This is a genomic window from Persicimonas caeni, from assembly GCF_006517175.1.
GTDB lineage: Bacteria > Myxococcota_A > Bradymonadia > Bradymonadales > Bradymonadaceae > Persicimonas > Persicimonas caeni.
Genome location: NZ_CP041186.1, coordinates 7,231,595 through 7,250,456 on the forward strand (window position 1 = coordinate 7,231,595; position 18,862 = coordinate 7,250,456).

The window sequence follows — 18,862 nt, forward strand, 5'->3', positions numbered from 1 at the left end:
TGAGGTTGGTCTGCTAGCAAACGAAAGCCGGCTGCGCGAACGCGCAGCCGGCTTTTTTGTGTCAGCTCGGTGTGTGTCGGTCCGGCAGTGGTGCCAAAGGCGATAAGCCTACCACTCGATGTATTCGTCGTCCTTCGACTTGCCAGGCGCCTTCGAGTCAGAAGATGGTGAGGTGGTCGGTCGAGTCCCAGTCCGCTTATCCTGAGCCGGCTCGGCCTCTAGGGCCTTCTGTTGCTGCTTGCGCTGCTTGGCCTGCGTCGACGGGCGCGTCGGCGCGGGCGGCTCGGCGATCGTAGGCTTCATTCGCTTGGGACTCGCGGTCGTATCGGCGTGGGTCTTCCCCTCGTAGATGCCGATAGCGCTCGTCGCCTCCTCGACCACCTGGGCCAGGCCCAGCGACACCTTGGCGTTGAACTCACCGAAAGCCGAGTGGCGCTGCGAATCGGTCATAAACCAGTTGGGAAATTTCCGCAGTTCGTAGACGACGGCGCCCGACATGGCCAACGCACAGATGACGGCGGTGCCGAACGAGAAGATCGCGGTCCCCACGAAGACGCGCACGATCCGGTCGTACGGGTTCTCGACGACCTCGAAGCGCTCGCGCTTGCTGTTTTCGCCCAACGCGGTCAACACCGGGATTGCCGCCGCCAGAATCAGCGAGGCGATGAGCTTGAGCTGGCCCGACAGGAAATGCCCGAAGATGGTGCTCACGACCAAGAAGGCGAGGTAGAGCCCAACCGCGGCGACGAGGCCAAAGATGGCGAGCCGCAAAAACTCGAGCACGAAGATCGTCGTCTCTTCGTCCTTCGCGTCTGCTCGGTTGGGCGTGGGCTTTTCTGCAGAACGCGCCGACGGGTTGGGCACCGCAAATTGATTGGTGTCCGAGGGCGGTGGCGGCAAATCCTCGTCGAGCTCATCGTCTTCGATGTACTCGTGGATGGCGTTACCCGTGAAGGGGCCGGCGCGGCCGTGGTCGCTGGGCTGTTGTTGCGCTTGTTGCGACGGTTGCCCGAAACGCTGTTGCTGCTGCTGATGTTGCGGCAGCGCAGCCTGCGTCGGATTGGTCTCGGCGTTCTCGGAAATGCCGGCGCCGAACGGAGCGCCCATCTGTTGCATGCCGCTCGGTTGCATCCCACCGTGCTGTTTCTCACCACCGCCATTCGGACCCGGCTGGGCGCCGAAGCGGCCGGTCTGGTAGGCCGGCTGTGGCGTGCTCTGGTTGTTGAACTGTCCGGATCGGTCGACGACGTTGAAGCGGCCCGATTGGCGCGCGCTGGCCGTTCCCACCGGCGGCCCGCCGACGCTGGCGAGCGCCTGGTCGACCGCGTCGCCGAATGTCTCGGCGTCGGGAAATCGCCGTGACAGGTTTTTGGAGGTCGACCGCCGAATGATCTGGGAGACCTGCGGAGGCAGCGCACGCAAGCCGTCGAGTCGCAGTGGCTCGGGGCTGATCTGCTGGCTGATGAGCGCCATGGTCGTGTCGCCCTGCACGGCCGGCTGGCCCACCAACATCTCGTAGAGGATGAGGCCGACGCTGTAGACGTCGCTGGCCGGGCCCAGCGATTCGCCGCGCACCTGCTCGGGGCTCATGTAGCGCGGCGTGCCGATGAGCTCGCGCTCGCCTTCGGGGAGCCCGACGCTGGTCAGGTCGCGCTCGTCGGTGCGAAGTAGGCGGGCGATGCCAAAATCGAGGACCTTGACGAAGTCTTTCTCCGTCTCCAGGTCCATGATCATGATATTGGCAGGCTTGAGATCCCGGTGGATGACCCCGTGACGGTGCGCTTCGGCCAGCGACCGTGCGATTTGCCCCGTCAGTGCAAGCGCGCGTTGGGCCGGCTGAGCTCCCTCGCGCTTGAGGATCTGCTTGACGGTCTCGCCCTCGATAAACTCGAGGACCATGTAGAGCAAACCGTTGGCAGTCTCGCCAAAGTCGTGGATGGTGACCGTGTTCGGGTGGCGAAGCTTGCTGATGATTTTGACTTCGCGTAAAAAGCGCTCCTTGGCGCTTCGGTGCAGCTCACCGATGCCCGACTTGAGCACCTTGATGGCCACGTGGCGGTCCATCTGCTCTTGATAGGCCAGATAGACCATGCCGAAGCCGCCGCGGCCAAGCTCGCGCACAATGCGATACTTGCCCTCGAAGATCGCCCCTTTGTCGAGGAAGTTGGTTTGGCGTTGTCTTCCGGCCACGTCGAAGGATCCCTCGTCAGCTTGGCGCGCCCTTAAGCTCGGCACGCTCAAGGGCAGTCCCGCTGCCCGTTTGGAGTGGATGGAGCCAAGCGTCAGGCTATCAGTGCAATTCTGGGAGATCAATTGCGGAGTTGGGGTCGACGCCTGCGAATTGCTATAGTCACGTGGACTTTGCGCGGACGGACTCATGGACGAACAACTCACACTCAGGCTCGACGGGGCTCCTCAAAGGCCCGACGCCGAGCCGCTCGAGCTTCGCTTCGAGGCCGGCACGCTGGTGATCGACGGTCTGGCCAAAGGCGACGAACCGCTGCCCGATGAGCTTACGTGGGACGACCGAATCGAGCGCTATCGCGGCGAGGCCATCGACTACCGGCTCGTCTTGGCCAAGCTGCTTCGAGTCGGCCACACCGTAGTCGACCGCGCCCGCGAGTACGTCGAGTGCGACTTCACCATCGAGGAGCGCCTCGAGCCCTACGAGCACCAGCGTGAGGCGCTCGAGGCGTGGCATCGCGCCGGAAAACGCGGTTTGGTCGTGCTGCCCACGGGCGCCGGAAAGACCTACGTCGCCCAGATGGCCATCGAGTCGGTCGCCCGCAGCACGCTTGTGGTCGTGCCGACCATCGACCTGATGAACCAGTGGTCGGGCGTGCTCGAGGAGGCCTTCGGGTGCAAGGTCGGCCTGCTCGGCGGCGGCTACCACGAGATCGAGGACCTGACGGTGACTACCTACGACTCGGCGGCCATCCACATGGAGCGTATTGGTGGGCAATTTGGCCTCGTGGTGTTCGACGAGGCGCATCATCTCCCGGGCGAGGTCTACCGGCAGGCAGCCGACTGTAGCATCGCGCCGTTCCGGCTGGGGCTGACCGCCACGCCCGAGCGCGCCGACGGCAAAGAGGCGATGCTCGACGAACTCATCGGCCCCATTGTGTATCGCAAGTCGATCAAAGAGCTCTCCGGCGACATCCTCGCCGACTACGAGGTGCGCACGGTGCCGGTGGCGATGACCGACGATGACTTCCAGGTCTATTCAGCGGCGCGCAAGTTCTACCGCGATTTTGTCGAAGCGCGCGGGATTCGGATGTCGTCGCGAAGCGGCTGGCCGCGATTCTTGGCGGCCACAAACCAGTCCGAGAAGGGCAGGCGGGCGCTCAAAGCCTACCAACTCCAGAAGCGTCTGGCGCTGGTGCACGAGGCGAAGATGCACAAGCTCTACGAGCTGCTCGAGCGCCACCACGACGACCGCGTCCTCGTCTTCACCAACGACAACGACAGCGTCTACGAAATCAGCGAGAAGGCGCTCGTGCCCGCGATCACCCACCAGACCAAGATCAAAGAGCGCAAGGAGATCCTGGCGCGCTTCAACGAGGGCACCTACCGCGTCGTGGTCACCAGCAAGGTGCTCAACGAGGGCGTCGATGTGCCCAAGGCGGCCATCGCGGTCATTCTGTCGGGCTCCGGTTCGGTGCGAGAGCATGTCCAGCGCCTGGGGCGTATCTTGCGCCGCGCCGAGGACAAACGCGCAGTGCTCTACGAGTTGGTGACCGAGAATTCCGTCGAGACGTACGTCAGCGAGCGACGAAGGAAGCACGATGCTTACGACTGATCTGGTCCGCACGCGCGTCAAGAAGGGCCGCGTCACTCCCCAATACCTCGACACCGACTCCGAAGAGGCGCGTGCGAAGGCCGAGGAGCTCATCGACATCTTCGAGCGGCACGCTGGCGGTATGCGCGGCGACGTCGACGAGGCGGTCGACGAGGCCATCGGCCACGGCACCGACTTCCTGATCTGGCGCGGTTTGGCCAAGCTCCTGTACGACCGCAGCGAGTTCGAGACGGTCGCCTCGGTCGATCCCCAGGACATTCGACGCGCGGTCTTCGAGGCCTCTGGCGAACTCGGCCCGGTGACCGGCGCCGAGGCGCGCGGCGCCGTGCTCGACAGAGCAGGGCAGGCGCTCGAACTCGCCCCTGAAGAGATCGAGGAGAGCCTGTACGCCGACCTCGAAGAGCGCCAGCGCCTCGTCGAGTTCAAAGCCCTCGAGCCCCTCGAACTCCTGCACCGTTACAACCTCGCCCTCGCTCAGGCCGTGCTCTACAAGGCCACTCGTCTGACGATTGACCTGGGCGAGACCGACTCGAATATGCTGCGCTACCTGTTCCAGGCGCTCAAGTTCAACCGGCTGATGCACCGAGCCGAGCGCATCGACGGCGGTTATCGCCTCGAGGTCGACGGCCCGGCAAGTCTGTTCAAGCGCAGCCGCAAATACGGTCTTCAGATGGCGACCTTTTTGCCCGCGCTCTTGCTCGCCGACGAATGGGCGATGCGCGCGGAACTCGACTGGGAGGGCAAGGGCAAACAGCACGAGATGGTGCTCTCCCACGAAGATGGGCTGGTCTCGCACTACAAAGCGCGCGGCCAGTGGGTCGCCGAAGAGGAGCGCTACTTCGAGAAGCGCTTCGCCGAAACCGAGACCGACTGGCAGCTCGAGCGCCAGGGATCCATCGTCGACCTCGACGACAACGTCGTCATCATCCCCGACTACGTGCTCACGCACCCCGACGGCCGGCAGGTCTACCTGGAGGTCGTCGGCTTCTGGCGGCTCGCCTACCTCGAGCGACGCATCGAGATGCTCGTCGACTCGTGTGACGTGCCATTGGTGCTGGTGGTCAGTGAACGCCTCAAGACGGGGCGTGCAGAGCTGGCTGAGGCGCCGGCGGAAGTGGTCTTTTTCAAGGGCGTCATCCTCGTCGACAAGGTCCTCGAGGCCGCTGAGGCGGCGAGCAACTAGTTCCGATGCACTCCCAGGCGCCATGCGTGTATGGACTCCGGATTGACTCCTTTGAGGCGCAACGTCCAACGTCCCGCCACCTCGGCGCCGTATAGCGACGCCACAGCCGACTCGCCGCCGAGGTCGACGCGCCCGTGATACATTCGCGTCAGATCGACCACGCGGTCGTCGACTTCTAAGATGACACGTGCGTCGCCCGGCAACGCGACGTCCGTGTCGACGTCGACTGTCACGAAGTCGACCGAGCCGGACGCGTCGACCTCGACGGTGCTCGTCCACTCGTCGCCGTGCGCTTCGAAGCCATGCCCCTCGGCGCGTACCCATCCCGCGGACCCCGCCGGCGGCGCAATCCACGGTCGAAACTGCCCTACGCGCACGGCCGAGTTGCCTCCGCAGCCGTCGTCGCCGACCTCTTCGCAAACCCGCGAGACCGAGCAGCCGGCTTCGGTGTCGACGAAGTCCCTGGTGCCGCGCACATGAATCCCCTCGACCGCGCCGGTGATCATGTTGACCACCGGCGAGCCGGAGTTTCCGCCGTAGCTGTCGAGGTCGGACGAAAAGTAGACGTCGCTTGAGACATCGAAGACGCGCCCTCCCGGGGCGATTTTGAGCGGGAGTCCCGAGGGATGGCCGACCAAGCCGACCCAATCGCCTTCGCCGAGCACGCCGCGGTCACGAAGACTCACCGGCGCGCGGTCGTCGACCGTGCGGTCGAGGCGCACCAACGCCCAGTCGGTGCCGATGTCTCGGCCAATCTGGTCGTCATGCTGGCGGGCGAGCAGGGACGCGCAGCTATAGATATCGTCGGCGTCGACCAGAGTCGGGTCGTCGTCGGCCGACTCGTAGCGAAAGTCGAACACGAAGCGCGTGTTCTTGCAGTCGGCGAGGTCGTCGACGCAATGGGCGGCGGTGGCGAGGACATCCGGGGCGACGAGGAAGCCCGTACAGAAGCCGGGCGCACGCTGCTCTCGGTAGGGCTCGGAGGCGCACAGGTTCTTCTCTTCGGCGAAGGTGTCGTCGCGCAGGCGCCGCGTCTCGGGCGAGTCGCCGTCTTTGACGCGGAAGGGGCGCACGAGCACTGCAGTCGCGTCGGCCACCTGCTTCAGCACTGGGTCGGCACTCTCGTAATAATCGTGTCGGTCGTCCTTGCCATAGATGTCCGCCTTGCCGCCTGCCGTCTGCGAGGACGCCGGTTTCTGGCCCTCGGGTGCGTCGGTGGCCGCCGCTTCGTGGCACGCCGCCAACGATGCGGCCAGTCCCAAAAGGCAAAGTGTCCAGAATAGCCTCGTCAGAGTCATCATGGGTCTCTCCCCGCCTGTGAGTGTTCGCTCTGTGAGCGTTGCGTTGTACTTCGCGTTGCCGAAGTACAGAGCAAGGGCGGTGCCAGGCCGCCAAACGGGCCAGACAGCGGGGGAATGAGGGTTTGGGGCAGGGAAGGGCGCGCGCGGTGAGGACTCTACACCCCAACTGGCAACTCCGGTTGGCAGCATGCTGTTGCTGCATCTCGACGCCCCGGTTGAACCACATCGACCCTGTGCTGACCTTTTGACCGACAGCACCCGCGCGGCACATGTCCCACCCGAACAGGACCTACGATGAAGAGCACTGATTTTAGTTGGAAGCGAGAGCGAATGGTCGAGGAGCAGATCAAGCGACGCGGCGTCGAGCAGAAGGCGGTGCTCGAGGCGATGGCCGAGGTGCCTCGCGAGGAGTTCGTGCCCGACAAGTACAAGACGACCGCCTACAGCGACCGCCCGCTTCCCATCGGCGAGGGACAGACGATCTCGCAGCCGTATATGGTGGCGATGATGACCGAGTCGCTGCAGCTAGGACCCGAGGACAAGGTGCTCGAAATCGGCGCCGGCTCGGGTTACGCGGCGGCCATCTTGAGCCGGGTCGCAGGTGAGGTCTACACCGTCGAGCGCCATCGCTCGTTGGCGGAGCAAGCACGTGAGCGCTTCGAGAAGCTCGGCTACGATAATATCCACGTGCGCCACGCCGACGGCACCAAGGGCTGGGCCGAAGAGGCCCCCTTCGACGCCATCGTCGCCGCCGCCGCCGGCCCCACGGTGCCCGAGTCCCTCAAACACCAACTCGCCCAGGGCGGCCGCCTGGTCATCCCCGTGGGCCAGCGCATGGGCGCTCAGACCCTGATGCGCGTGACCCGCGCCCAACAAAACGGCGATTTCAAAGAAGAGAACTTGGGCGCGGTGCGCTTCGTGCCGCTCATCGGCAGCGAGGGCTTCGAGGAGCCCGGCGGGCCCAGCCCGGGTTCGCGTTTTTTGGAAGGATAGACGGGAAGGAAGACTCACCACGGGGACACGGGGCTCACGGGGAACAGCTTCTTTCTTTTCTCCGTGTTCCCAGTGTCCCCGTGGTGAATGCCGGCGGCTAGAAGACTTCTGCGAGCGACTCTTCTGCCTTCTCGAGCACTTCGTCGATGATCGCCTCGGTGTGGGCCGTGGCGAGGAAACCGGCCTCGAATTGGCTCGGGGCGAGGTAGACGCCGCGGTCGAGCATGGCGTGGAAGAACTTGTTGAAGCGCGGGATGTCGCACTTCTTGACGTCCTCGTGGTCGCGAATCGGCCCCTCACTAAAGAACAGCGAGAACATCGAGCCGACCCGGTGCTGGAACAGCGGGTAGTCGTGCTCGTCGATGATGCTCTGCATGCCCTCTTGGAGCTGCTGGCCGCGGGCTTCGAGGGCCTCGTAGACCGAGTCGTCGAGCTGCTCGAGCTGGGCGGTGCCGGCGGCGACGGCGACCGGGTTTCCGCTGAGCGTTCCGGCCTGGTAGACCGGCCCGTCGGGGGCCACGAAGCTCATCATCTCTTCGGTGCCGCCGTAGGCCGCCAGCGGGAATCCGCCGCCGATGACCTTTCCGAAACAGTAGATATCCGCCTGCACGTCGTACAGCTGGGCGGCGCCGCCGCGCGAGACGCGAAAGCCGGTCATCACCTCGTCAATGATGAGCGCGACGTCGTGCTCGTCGCACAGCTCGCGAAGCTTGGTCAAAAAGCCGTCGAGCGGCGGGATGCAGCCGGTGTTGCCGCAGATGGGCTCGAGGATCACCGCGGCGACCTCGTCTTTGTTGGCCTCCATGAGCTCGCGCACCGAGTCGATATTGTTGAACTCGGCCAGGAGCGTGTCCTTGGCGGTGCCCTCAGTGACGCCCGGGGAGTTCGGGACGCCCAGGGTGAGCGCGCCGGAGCCGGCGGCGATGAGGAACGAGTCGGCGTGGCCGTGGTAGCAGCCCTCGAACTTGATGATCTTGTCGCGGCCTTTGGCGCCGCGGGCCACGCGGATGGCCGACATGCACGCCTCGGTGCCGCTGTTGACCAGGCGCACCCGGTCGAGGCCGGGGACGCGCTCGACGATCATCTCGGCCATGTTGACTTCGCGCGCGGTGGGCGCGCCGAACGACGACCCCAGCGCGACGGCCTCTTGCGCGGCTTGGACGACCTTGGGGTTGGCGTGGCCCAAGATGGCCGGGCCCCAGGTCAGCACGAAGTCGATGTAGCGGTTGTCGTCTTCGTCGAAGATATACGCCCCTTCGGCCTTCTTGATGAACGGCGGGGTGCCGCCCACGCTGTTGAAGGCGCGTACCGGCGAGTTGACCCCGCCGGGGATGGTTTTGCGGGCGCGTTCGAGGAGTTTCTGGCTTTTTTCGAGCATGTGTTGTTCAGGGTTGGGGGATGACTGGGTGCTCATCTACGAGGGCACCTTCTTCGAATTCACGAACGAATTTCTCGAGCACGTCGATCCACTTGGGGTGGTCGTTGAGGCAGGGTACGAGGTGGAACTCCTCGCCGCCGGCCTCCAAAAAGTCCTCGCGTCCTTCCATGCCGAGCTCCTCGATGGTCTCGAGGCAGTCGGAGACGAACGCAGGGGACATGACCACGAGCTTTTTGATGCCTTTGGACGGCATGCGCTCGAGGGTTTTGTCGGTGTAGGGCGTCAGCCACGGGTCACGGCCGAGCCGCGACTGGAACGTCAGGCTGTATTTCTCTGGCGGGATGCCCGCCTTGTCGGCGAACGCCCAGGTCGTGGCGTGGACCTGGTGGCGATAGCACATGCCGTGCACCGGGTTCTTCTTTCTGCAGCAGTCGGCGGTCTGCAGACAATAGCATCCCGACGGGTCGCCCTTCTTGATGTGCCGCTCGGGCACGCCGTGGTAGCTGAACAGCACGTGGTCGTAGTCCTGCTCGAGGTACTCCTTGGCGCTGTCGACGAGCGCGTCGATATACGCCGGGTCGTCGTAGAAGGGCGGCTGGAACGTCAGATCCATGCGGAACGGCAGCTTGGCCAGCTCGTCTTTGACCTTGGCGACCGCCGTCTCGTAGCTCGACATGGCGTAGTGCGGGTACAGCGGGATGACGAACAGGTCGTCGACTCCCATCGAGGCGAGCTTGCGAAGCGCCGATTTGACCGACGGGTTGCCGTAGCGCATGGCCAGCTCGACGGGCACGTCGACGCGCTCTCGCAGAAGCTCGGTCACCCGCTCGCTGATGACGATCAGCGGGGAACCCTCTTCGGTCCAGATCTTCTCGTAGGCCTCCGCCGAATCTTTGGGGCGGCTGGGCAAGATGAACAGGTTGACCACCGCGTGGCGGATGGGCGCCGGGTTGTCGAGGACGCGCGGGTCGGTCAAAAACTCACGCAGGTAGGTGCGCACGTCGCCGACGTCGGTCGATTCGGGGGAGCCCAGGTTGACGAGGAGAACGCCTCGGGTGCGTTGTTTGTTGGGATTGGACATATCGTTGGTCATTCGGAAATCGGAACGCCCTCTATTTGGGCAATTAATGATTTTAGGGCTGCGAGTCGGCGGAGGACGAGCTTCGCGTCCAAAAGAGTGGACGGGCCTCGCGCCAGACCATGTCGCCGTTTCGCAACCCGCGTGTCCTTAGATGCTCATGTAGAGGGCGCTGGTTCAACCAATCGCATCTCAAAAAGCCAAGCTCAACCGAGCATCGGCGCAAGATCGCGCGCGAAATACGTCAGAATGATGTCCGCCCCGGCGCGCTTCATCGACAGGAGCTTCTCGTAGGCCACGGCATCGCCGTCGATCCAGCCTTTCTCGGCCGCCGCTTTGACCATCGCGTACTCGCCCGAGACGTTGTAGGCGGCCACGGGCAGCTCGAAGCGCTCCCGCACTTTCTGGATGACGTCCATATACGACAGCGCCGGCTTGACCATCAGGATGTCGGCGCCTTCCTCGACGTCGAGCGCCGCCTCGACCATTGCCTCGCGGGTATTCGGCGGATCCATCTGGTAGGCGCGCCGGTCGCCGAAGCGCGGGCTCGAGTCGACCGCGTCGCGGAACGGCCCGTAGAACGCCGAGGCGTACTTGACCGCGTAGCTCATGATCGGCATCTCGGCGTGCCCCGCCTCGTCGAGGCCGGTGCGCATCGCCTTGATCATGCCGTCGAGCATGCCCGACGGGGCGACCATGTCGGCGCCGGCCTCGGCGTGCGAGATCGCCTGCTTTTGCAGGTTCGCCAGTGTCGGGTCGTTGAGCAGGTTCCCCTCCTCATCGACCACGCCGCAGTGCCCGTGCGAGGTGTACTCGCAGAAGCACACGTCGGTGATGACGTACATCTCTGGGTGCTGCTTTTTGATGTGGCGCACCGCCTCTTGCATCACCCCGTGCTCGTGCCATGTATCCGAGCCGACCTCGTCTTTGGACTCGGGAATCCCGAACAGAATCACCCGCGTGATCCCACGCTCGACGAGCGTCTCCAACTCTTCGTCGACCCGGTCGAGCGAGTACTGGTAGATGCCGGGCATCGACGAGATCTCGTTTTTGACGTTCTCCTCGGCGGTGATGAACACCGGCATGATGAGGTCGTCTTTGCTCAGGTGCGTCTCACGCACGAGGCTGCGGATATTCTCGTTGCGGCGAAGCCGCCGAGGGCGTCTGGGCAGGTCGAATCGTTCGGACATTGGAAACTCCGTATCGTGGGGGCGTTCAGAAATTGTGACGCCTTCTATTTGGGCACTTAAGGATTTAGGGGCTGCGTGGCGACCATCCGTCTCGACTCGCAACCCACAAATCCTTAGTTGCCCAAATAGAGGGATTCTCTTGTCTGCAAGGCCGTCATCTCGATTAACTTATAAACTGGCTAATGCGCTCGGCTGCTTCGTAGCCGGCGGTGACGAGGTCGGGCACCGCGATGCCGTTTCGGAAGTTGCCCACCAAGAACAACCCCGGGTTGTCCGCTTCGAGGTCGTCCATGATCTCGTGGAAGCGGGCGTAGCCGACTTCGTATTGCGGGATGGCCTTCTTCCAGACGATATGCTCGGTGAATTGCGGCTGACCGCGCAGGCCGAGCAGGTCGTCGAGGTCGGCCAGGGCGCGCTCCACGAGGATGCTCTTGTCTTCGAGGGCGAGCTCGGGGTCGCGGGCGCCGCCGACAAAGCTCGTCAGCAGGACCTGTCCGTCGGGGGCGCGGCCCGGGAAGAGGGTGCTCATGAACAGCGTGCCCAGGATGCTGCGGCGCTCCTCGGCGGGGATGAGCATGCCGAAGCCGTCGAGCGGGTGCTCGACATCTTCGCAGCGAAAGCCCATCGCCAGGATCGACACCGGCGGGTAGTAGACGTCGTCGAGCGGGGCGAAGGGCTCCGCGCCGTCGAGCTCGACCTCGGCCAGGGCGTGGGTCGGGATGGTGGAGACCACCGCGTCGACGGTCTTTTGGCGGCGCTTGTCCGACTGGCGAAAGCGCACCAGCCAGCGCCCGTTGCTCTTCTTTTCGAGGCTGTAAACCCGCGACTCGCGCTCGATGTGGTCTTCGAGGCGCGTCTCCAACTCGCCGGTGAGCACCTGCGAGCCTTCGTCGAAGGAGATGAGCTTGGGGCGAGGGGTCTTCTTTTTGCCCTGCGGGTCCTTGCGGCCCTCGAACACACGTGTGAGCAGGCCGCGCACAAGCGAGCCGTGCTCGCGCTCGAGGTTGAAGAGCTTGGGGAAGGCGTGCTTGACCGACAGCTTGCCCGGGTCGCCCGCAAACGTGCCGGCGACGAGCGGTCCCACGGCGAACTCGAGCGGCTCGGGGCCCAACCGGCGGGTCACGAAGTCGGCGAGGCTCTCGTCGGAGCGGTTGCCCGGCGGGATGAACGGCTCGACGAAGAGGCGCAGCTTGGCTAGAGGCGACAAGAGCTGGGTCTTCAGAAACGAGATCGGGTCCATCGGCGCGGCGTGCGGCTTGCCGTAGCGCACCAGGTAGCGCTTATTCGCCTCCGAATTTGCCTCGATCATCCGGCCTCGCAAGCCGAGCTCGTCGACGAGCGTCGGGAGCTTGTCGCGGCCGAGCAGGGTGTGCGGGCCGGTCTCGAGCAGGTAGCCGTCCTCGCGCTTGGTGCGAATCTGGCCGCCCACATGCCCCGACGCCTCGAAGATGACGACGTCGAAGCCGGCCTGGCGCAACTTGAAGGCGGTCGTCAGCCCGGTGATCCCGGCGCCGATTACAGCGATGGTTTTATCGGACGCAGCCATGGGGTCACCCACTCTCTATTTGAAATTGACGACCGTATCGACGAGCCGCTTGACGTTCTTCGGGTCGGCGCCCGGCGCGATGCCGTGGCCGAGGTTGAAGATGTGGCCATTCAGCCCACGCATGTCCTCGAGGATGCGCAGCGCCTCGCGCTCGACGGTCGCCTCGTTGGTCTCCAAAATGACCGGATCGAGGTTGCCCTGCACGCCGACGTTCTCGGGCAGGCTGCGGCGCACGTGCGACAGGCGGGTGTTCCAGTTGACGCCGATGACGTTGGCGCCGGTGCTCGCCATGATGTCGGGCAGGTGCGACATGCCCTTGGAGAAGACGATGACGGGCACGTCGTCTTTGACAGCGTCGACGATCTTCTTCATCCAGAACGCCGAGGCCTCGGCGAACGCATCCGGGGAGAGCACGCCGCCCCAGCTGTCGAAGATCTGGACGGCGTCGACGCCGGCGACGATCTGCATCTTCAGGTAGCGCACCACGGCGCTGGTGATCTTGCGCATCAACCGGTCGAACAGCGGCCGGTTGGTGTAGAAGAGTTTCTTGGCCTTGGTGTAGTGCTTCGAGCTCTTGCCCTCAATCATGTAGGTCGCCAGGGTCCACGGCGAGCCCGAAAACCCGATGAGCGCGCGCTCGCCGGCGAGTTCCTGCTTGATGAGGCGCAGCGATTTGGCCACGTAGTTGAGCTTTTGCTCGACGCGGTCGACCTTGAGCGCGTCGACGTCCTCTTCGGTCTCGATGGCGAAGTCCATCTCGATGCCGCCGCCTTCGGGGAAGCCGTACGGCTGGCCCATCGCCTCGGGGATGACCAAAATGTCCGAGAAGACGATCGCCGCGTCGACGTCGTAGCGACGAAGCGGCTGCATCGTCACCTCGAGGGCGAGCTCGGGCGTCTGGACCACGTCGTGAAAGCTGTGGTCGGCGCGCAACTCGCGGTACTCGGGCAGGTGGCGACCTGCCTGGCGCATGATCCAGATGGGGGGACGGTCGACCGGCTCACACCGGCAGGCTTTGAGGAATCGTTCTCGAGAGTTCATGGGCTTCACGCGGGCGCGGTAAATGGGGGCAATAAGCACAATTCAATCGCCCACCAACTTGCCCACTTGGCGCCAAATTGCAAGGGCAGAGGCAGGACCTGCAAAACGACCGCCTCGCGCAAACGTAGGTAGTTCCACCTCACTAGCTGGCGCATCAGTCCTGCAAGGCCATCGAATCGAAAGGGAACGCCTTGCAGGTGAGCAGCGTCTGCTATTGAGAGAGTTAAGATTGAGGGGCGGACGACTCGCGACGTTTGCGCGAGGCGGTGCGACACGCCAAAAGCCCCGCCAGCAGTGCAGCGAGTGCGAGACCGCGTCGTGGGCTGCGTCCCGCTTCGACGGACGTGCACGCGCAGCCTTCTTCGCTCGTGTTCGTGCTATTTTCGGCGTCACCAGTCGTGTCCGGCGTCGAGCCGGATGCGTCGGCTGGGGCTGGACCGGAATTAACGTCGGTCGAGCCGGCGTCGGTCGAGCTGGCGTCGGCAGGTATGCCGGCGTCAGGTTGGGGGCTCGGTGCGCAGTCGCCCGTGTAGCAGTATACCTGCGAGCAGTCGGGCTGCGCCGACCAGTCGATATCTTCGAAGTGCTCCCAGTCGTCACTCGACTGAAGGTCGGTCTCTGGCGGCGCACATCGGTCCGGCACGCAACTGGAGATGGTCGGGCCGCGCTGACCGGCCCCGTCTATGGCGGTGACCTCGATGCACTCGGCCTTGAAAGGTGTTTGCGTCGCGATCCGCACGATGTCGCCGTCGATCTCTCCGAAGCCGTGGTAATCGTCCGCGGCGACGTCGTCGATGTAGATGAACCTGCGCGAGTCTATTGTGGACCCTTCGGTCCGTTCGATATCTCCGTCGAATGCGCCGACCGCCGTCAAACGCACCTGGTACATCAAGGAGCGTGGGTCATCTGAGGAGCGTGGGCGGGGAAAGGAGATGAGCGACTGCTGTTGGAAGTCATGATTGCAAGACCAGCGCGCCGGCTGCACGGAGTCGTAAACGCGGGTGAACCACTCGAGGGAGGCGATAGTCGGCGGCGTCGCGTAGTCGATGTCGTCGGACACCTCGAAGTTCGTCTCGGCCAGCACTTGGTTCGGATTGGCTAGCTGGATGGTGTAGGTCCCCGGGCTGAGCTGCTCAGACGGAGATACCGCATAGACCATCCGCTCGAAGGCTGCCTCGCCGAGGGCCTGCGTCGGTGCGGATGTGTCGAGCGCCACCTCCTCTCCATCGCTATCGAGGAGGCGAGGGCGATCATAGCTATCGAATGACAGCGGCCCAATCAGGGCGAGGTTGAGTAGCGTGTCAGGGGGGGCGACCTCGCCTTCAGCCGGCACGGTCCGAAAGCCGCTCGGACTCGGGCTGCAGCAGAGTGCTTCATCAGGCACGAGCAGGCCGACGCCGACGACCGTTACGGTGAAGACCAAACCAAAGAGTCGAATCGTGAGACGCGGTGTCATGGAGTTCCCCCATTCGAGTCGTGCGAGTGTAGTCCGCAGACAGTAGCAGCCAGGGAGGCGCGAATCCAATATGTCGCAAGGGGGCGGTTACGGTCACGGCACCGGTCACGGTTACGGCACCGGCTGACCATCCCACCACAAATGGCGGAGGCGCACAATAGGGTCGGAGCGCGCGGGGGCGTCACCGCCCCAGCTTGCGTGTCATCTGGAAGGCACGCGCCTTGCTCGAACAGGTGCGGGGCCCGAGACGGACTCCGGCGGCCGGGGACGACCGCGCCCCAACCGTCAATGCGGCGCATCAACCAAGCAGGGCCGTCGAATCGAAGCGAGTCCGCGTTACGCTCGACGCCCCCTTGACACAACCCGCGATGCCCGTAACTATTCAGAGGTCGCTAACGACGCTGCGCCCGACGGCGCGAACCGACGAAAGAACAGAATGCTCAACTTGCTCAACAACCAGTGGTGGTGGCCCTCCTACTCGCATACCCGCGGTGGGTCGCTGGCTGGTTGTACAAGGACAGGCTAACTAGAAGCGACAGACGATTCGACGAGTCAACCCACCGGAAACGGTGGGTTTTTTGATTTCTTGGGCCATTTTTTAGAGCCAATCGAAGGAGCCAGTCATGATTATCGTGTTGAAGCCGCAGACCACAGAAGCCGTCGCCGCCGAGCTGCTCGGGCGTATCGAGATGTTGGGGCTCAAGCCGTTGCATATGCCGGGGACCGAGCGCACCGTGCTGGGCGCCATCGGCGACGAGCGCGTGCTCGCCAAGCTCAACCTCGACAGCCATCCGGCCGTCGAGAAGGTCACGCCGGTGTTGAGCCCGTACAAGCTCGTCAGCCGCGAATTGCACCCGCACGACACCCTCGTCGACGTGGGCGGGACGGTTGTGGGCGGGAGTCGCTTTACGGTCATCGCCGGGCCGTGCTCGGTGGAGAGCCACGCGCAGATGCTCGAGACGGCGAAGGCGGTCAAAGAGGCTGGCGCGGGCATCCTTCGGGGCGGGGCGTTCAAGCCGAGGACGAGCCCGTATAGCTTCCAGGGCCTGGGCGAGGAGGGGCTCGAGATTTTGAGCCGCGTGAGCGAGGAGGTCGGCCTGCCGGCGTTCACCGAAGTGATGGAGGCGCGCGACGTCGAGCTCGTGGCCGAGCATAGCGCGGGCTTCCAGATCGGCTCGCGCAACATGCAGAACTCGCGGCTGCTCAAGGCGGTCGGCCAGACCGACAAGCCGGTGCTGCTCAAGCGCGGCATGTCGGCGACCGTCGAGGAGCTTTTGTTGGCCGCCGAGTACATCGTCTCGGAGGGCAACGGCAACGTCATCTTGTGCGAGCGTGGGATTTCGACCTTCGAGACGGCCACGCGCAACACCCTCGACCTGAACGCCGTGCCGGTGCTCAAGTCGAAGACCCACCTGCCCGTGGTGGTCGACCCGTCGCACGGAACCGGCGTGCGTGAGTACGTCGCGCCGATGGCGCTCGCCGCGGCGGCGAGCGGCGCCGACGGGATCATCGTCGAGGTGCACTGCGCGCCCGAAGAGGCGCTCTCCGACGGCCAGCAGCAGCTCTATCCGGAACAATTCGCCGAGCTGGTGGGGCGCCTTCGCCGCGTCGCCGCCGCGGTCGGGAGGGAAGTCTGATGCGAGGACCGAATCTGCAACAGGGGCAGGTGCTGCCCATCTCGCGACGCGTGCCAAAGGCGCCCGATCCGCTCGAGCTCTTCGCGCGGCTGACCGACGCCGGCGAGCGCGCCGACGCTGCGCTGCTCGAATCGGCCGACGGCGCCGAGGGGCGCCACTTGCGGAGCATGCTCGTGACCAAGTGCGCCGTGCGGGCGACGTGTCGAGCGCGTGAGGTCATGTTCGAGGCGTTGTCGGCCAACGGCGAGTCGGCGCTCGAGCACGTCGCCGAGCGGCTCGGCGAGTTTGGCGAGGTGCGCGACGAGGCGGGCGCGCTTCGGTTTGTACCCGAGACGGCCACACGTGGCGGTAGCGAAGCGCATCGGCTGCGCGCGCCGTCGAGCCTCGACGCGCTGCGGGCGATGGCGTTCGGCTGGGAGCTCGTCTCCTCGCCGGGGCCGCTGTCGATGGTCTGCCCGGGCGTGTTCGCCTACGAGCTCATCGACGAGTTCGAGGCGCTCCCCGAGCCCCGTGGTGACGCTACCGAATACCCCGATTTCGTCTTCTGGTTGCCCGAGGAGACCGTCGTCATCGACCACACGACTGGTGCGACGCGGGCGATTCGCCACGTCTACGCCGGCTCCCAGGCTCGCGCGAGCTACCACGACGCGATGAACGCGCTCGAAGGCCTCTGCGCGGCGGTCGAGGCGGCGCCGGCTGCAGCCAAGGCCGAGCGGGTGAAGGGCGCGCGTCTCGACGAGGAGCCGCAGGTCGAGGTCGACATCGACGAGGCGACCTTCGGCGGCGCAGTCGAAGAACTCAAAGGGCATATCGCCGCCGGCGATATCTTCCAGGCCGTGCCCTCGCGCACGTTTCGGGCGGCTTGCTCGGACCCGCTGGCCTCGTACCGGCGGCTGCGCGCCGAGAACCCCAGCCCGTACATGTTCTACGTGCGCCGCGAGGAAGACGTCTTGTTCGGCGCCTCGCCGGAGACGAGCGTCAAGGTGAGTCAATGTGGGCGAGGCGAGCCCAAAGAGGTCGAGATTCGACCGATCGCCGGGACACGTCCGCGCGGCTTCGACGCGCAGGGGCGTATCGACGCCGATTTGGACGCCCGCATGGAGGCCGAGCTTCGCCTCGACACCAAGGAACTCGCCGAGCACATGATGCTCGTCGACCTGGCGCGAAATGACGTCGCGCGGGTGAGCCGGCCCGGCACCCGCGAGGTGAGCCGGCTGCTCGGCGTCGACCGCTACTCCCACGTCATGCACCTCGTCAGCCACGTGCGCGGCGAACTCGCCGACGGATTAGACGCGCTGCACGCCTATGCCGGTTCGATGAATATGGGGACGCTCGTGGGTGCGCCCAAGCTTCGCGCGGCCGAGTTGATTCGACGCTTCGAGGTCGATCGGCGCGGGCCCTACGGCGGGGCGGTGGGGTACCTGACGCCCGACGGCGAGATGGACACGGCGATCGTGATTCGCTCGGCGCTCGTGCGGGATGGCGTGGCTCATGTGCGGGCCGGGGCGGGGGTTGTTGCGGATTCCCAGCCTGCGTTGGAGGCCGATGAGACGCGTCGGAAGGCTCGAGCTGTGTTGAGGGCGCTGGGAGGGGCGGGTCGAACCGCAAAGGGCGCGAAGGGCGCGAAGGACGCAAAAGGAAAAAAGAAGGAGGGGCTATGAGCGGTGATGGGTTGCGTGTGTTGTTGGTCGATAATTTTGATTCGTTTTCTTTCAACCTGGTCGACGAATTTGCGCGGCGGGGGGCGGCGGTGGAGGTGTATCGCAACGATACAAACATCGAGGAGGTGGTGGGGCTCGCCAGTGAGCGCGATCTGGTGGTGCTGTCGCCGGGGCCGGGGACGCCGCGTGAGTCGGGTTGCTGCCTGGAGTTGGTGCGTGCGGTGAGCGGGCGGGTGCCGGTGTTCGGGATCTGTCTGGGGCACCAGACGATCGTGGAGGCGTTCGGTGGGCGCGTGGGGCGGCATAGCGAGAGCGTGCACGGCAAGGCGACGGTGGTGGAGCACGCCGGCGAGGGGATCTTCGCCGGGCTGCCGCGGCCGATGAGCGTGGGGCGGTATCACTCGCTGGTTGCGCAGGAGGTGCCTGCGGAGCTGCGGGTGAGCGCACGGTTGGGTGAGGTGCCGATGGCCGTCGAGCACCGCGAGCACAAGGTGGCCGGGGTGCAGTTTCATCCCGAGTCGATCCTGACGCCGCACGGAGGGCGGTTGGTGGAGAACGTGATTCGGTGGGCGAAGGAGTCGTAGACGAGGGCAAGATAT

14 protein-coding genes are annotated in these 18,862 nt (G+C 64.9%); 6 read left to right on the forward strand and 8 right to left on the reverse strand.

Going from position 1 to position 18,862, the window contains the following annotated elements:
• Nucleotides 1-108: 108 nt before the first annotated feature.
• Nucleotides 109-2,190, reverse strand: coding sequence for a serine/threonine protein kinase (locus FIV42_RS26865; RefSeq protein WP_168210977.1), 2,082 nt, complete (start codon nt 2,188-2,190; stop codon nt 109-111).
• A gap of 187 nt (nt 2,191-2,377) precedes the next feature.
• Between FIV42_RS26865 and FIV42_RS26870 the strand changes: the two genes are divergently transcribed.
• Together FIV42_RS26870 and FIV42_RS26875 are read left to right on the forward strand one after the other, a co-directional pair.
• The gene (locus FIV42_RS26870; protein WP_141200679.1) at nt 2,378-3,799 is read left to right on the forward strand and encodes a DEAD/DEAH box helicase; all 1,422 of its coding nucleotides are present in this window, start codon (nt 2,378-2,380) and stop codon (nt 3,797-3,799) included.
• Nucleotides 3,786-4,982: a DUF790 family protein gene (locus FIV42_RS26875; RefSeq protein WP_141200680.1), complete on the forward strand. Its 1,197-nt coding sequence runs from the start codon at nt 3,786-3,788 to the stop codon at nt 4,980-4,982. The genes FIV42_RS26870 and FIV42_RS26875 overlap by 14 nt, the downstream gene beginning before the upstream one ends.
• Here FIV42_RS26875 and FIV42_RS26880 read toward each other — a convergent pair.
• The gene (locus tag FIV42_RS26880) at nt 4,979-6,283 is read right to left on the reverse strand and encodes a trypsin-like serine peptidase (protein ID WP_168210978.1); all 1,305 of its coding nucleotides are present in this window, start codon (nt 6,281-6,283) and stop codon (nt 4,979-4,981) included. The two genes, FIV42_RS26875 and FIV42_RS26880, sit on opposite strands and share 4 nt — an antisense overlap.
• Nucleotides 6,284-6,577: 294 nt before the next feature.
• Between FIV42_RS26880 and FIV42_RS26885 the strand changes: the two genes are divergently transcribed.
• Nucleotides 6,578-7,276: a protein-L-isoaspartate(D-aspartate) O-methyltransferase gene (locus tag FIV42_RS26885; RefSeq protein WP_141200682.1), complete on the forward strand. Its 699-nt coding sequence runs from the start codon at nt 6,578-6,580 to the stop codon at nt 7,274-7,276.
• A gap of 97 nt (nt 7,277-7,373) precedes the next feature.
• Here FIV42_RS26885 and hemL read toward each other — a convergent pair whose 3' ends face one another.
• The 6 genes from hemL to FIV42_RS26915 all read right to left on the reverse strand — a co-directional run bounded on the left by hemL (nt 7,374) and on the right by FIV42_RS26915 (nt 14,965).
• Complete coding sequence (gene hemL, locus FIV42_RS26890; protein WP_141200683.1) at nt 7,374-8,654, reverse strand: glutamate-1-semialdehyde 2,1-aminomutase; 1,281 nt, start codon at nt 8,652-8,654, stop codon at nt 7,374-7,376.
• Nucleotides 8,655-8,661: 7 nt separating this feature from the next.
• Nucleotides 8,662-9,747, reverse strand: a complete 1,086-nt coding sequence (gene hemH, locus FIV42_RS26895; protein WP_222615329.1) for a ferrochelatase — start codon at nt 9,745-9,747, stop codon at nt 8,662-8,664.
• Nucleotides 9,748-9,938: 191 nt separating this feature from the next.
• Nucleotides 9,939-10,922, reverse strand: coding sequence for a porphobilinogen synthase (hemB, locus tag FIV42_RS26900; RefSeq protein WP_141200684.1), 984 nt, complete (start codon nt 10,920-10,922; stop codon nt 9,939-9,941).
• Between the two features lie 163 nt (nt 10,923-11,085).
• A complete protein-coding gene (hemG, locus tag FIV42_RS26905; protein ID WP_141200685.1) occupies nt 11,086-12,468 on the reverse strand; it encodes a protoporphyrinogen oxidase in 1,383 nt (460 codons plus the stop codon).
• Nucleotides 12,469-12,483: 15 nt separating this feature from the next.
• A complete protein-coding gene (gene hemE / locus FIV42_RS26910; RefSeq protein WP_141200686.1) occupies nt 12,484-13,509 on the reverse strand; it encodes a uroporphyrinogen decarboxylase in 1,026 nt (341 codons plus the stop codon).
• Between the two features lie 223 nt (nt 13,510-13,732).
• Complete coding sequence (locus FIV42_RS26915; RefSeq protein ID WP_141200687.1) at nt 13,733-14,965, reverse strand: hypothetical protein; 1,233 nt, start codon at nt 14,963-14,965, stop codon at nt 13,733-13,735.
• Between the two features lie 623 nt (nt 14,966-15,588).
• Between FIV42_RS26915 and aroF the strand changes: the two genes are divergently transcribed.
• Genes aroF through FIV42_RS26930 form a run of 3 tightly spaced genes read left to right on the forward strand, consistent with a single transcriptional unit; the run spans nt 15,589 to nt 18,847 of the window.
• Nucleotides 15,589-16,602, forward strand: a complete 1,014-nt coding sequence (aroF, locus tag FIV42_RS26920; RefSeq protein WP_141200688.1) for a 3-deoxy-7-phosphoheptulonate synthase — start codon at nt 15,589-15,591, stop codon at nt 16,600-16,602.
• Nucleotides 16,602-18,263 carry an anthranilate synthase component 1 gene (locus FIV42_RS26925; protein WP_141200689.1) on the forward strand — a complete coding sequence of 554 codons (1,662 nt, stop codon included), beginning with the start codon at nt 16,602-16,604 and terminating at the stop codon, nt 18,261-18,263. Before aroF ends, FIV42_RS26925 begins: the two co-directional genes overlap by 1 nt.
• Nucleotides 18,260-18,847: an anthranilate synthase component II gene (locus FIV42_RS26930; protein ID WP_141200690.1), complete on the forward strand. Its 588-nt coding sequence runs from the start codon at nt 18,260-18,262 to the stop codon at nt 18,845-18,847. Before FIV42_RS26925 ends, FIV42_RS26930 begins: the two co-directional genes overlap by 4 nt.
• The last annotated feature ends 15 nt before the right edge of the window (nt 18,848-18,862 follow it).

Bases quoted from the DNA above. Each gene is read 5' to 3' on its own strand.
- FIV42_RS26870 (WP_141200679.1), top strand. From the start codon at position 2,378: ATGGACGAACAACTCACACTCAGGCTCGACGGGGCTCCTCAAAGGCCC.
- FIV42_RS26875 (WP_141200680.1), top strand. From the start codon at position 3,786: ATGCTTACGACTGATCTGGTCCGCACGCGCGTCAAGAAGGGCCGCGTC.
- FIV42_RS26880 (WP_168210978.1), bottom strand. From the start codon at position 6,283: ATGATGACTCTGACGAGGCTATTCTGGACACTTTGCCTTTTGGGACTG.
- FIV42_RS26885 (WP_141200682.1), top strand. From the start codon at position 6,578: ATGAAGAGCACTGATTTTAGTTGGAAGCGAGAGCGAATGGTCGAGGAG.
- hemL (WP_141200683.1), bottom strand. From the start codon at position 8,654: ATGCTCGAAAAAAGCCAGAAACTCCTCGAACGCGCCCGCAAAACCATC.
- hemH (WP_222615329.1), bottom strand. From the start codon at position 9,747: ATGACCAACGATATGTCCAATCCCAACAAACAACGCACCCGAGGCGTT.
- hemB (WP_141200684.1), bottom strand. From the start codon at position 10,922: ATGTCCGAACGATTCGACCTGCCCAGACGCCCTCGGCGGCTTCGCCGC.
- hemG (WP_141200685.1), bottom strand. From the start codon at position 12,468: ATGGCTGCGTCCGATAAAACCATCGCTGTAATCGGCGCCGGGATCACC.
- hemE (WP_141200686.1), bottom strand. From the start codon at position 13,509: ATGAACTCTCGAGAACGATTCCTCAAAGCCTGCCGGTGTGAGCCGGTC.
- FIV42_RS26915 (WP_141200687.1), bottom strand. From the start codon at position 14,965: ATGACACCGCGTCTCACGATTCGACTCTTTGGTTTGGTCTTCACCGTA.
- aroF (WP_141200688.1), top strand. From the start codon at position 15,589: ATGATTATCGTGTTGAAGCCGCAGACCACAGAAGCCGTCGCCGCCGAG.
- FIV42_RS26925 (WP_141200689.1), top strand. From the start codon at position 16,602: ATGCGAGGACCGAATCTGCAACAGGGGCAGGTGCTGCCCATCTCGCGA.
- FIV42_RS26930 (WP_141200690.1), top strand. From the start codon at position 18,260: ATGAGCGGTGATGGGTTGCGTGTGTTGTTGGTCGATAATTTTGATTCG.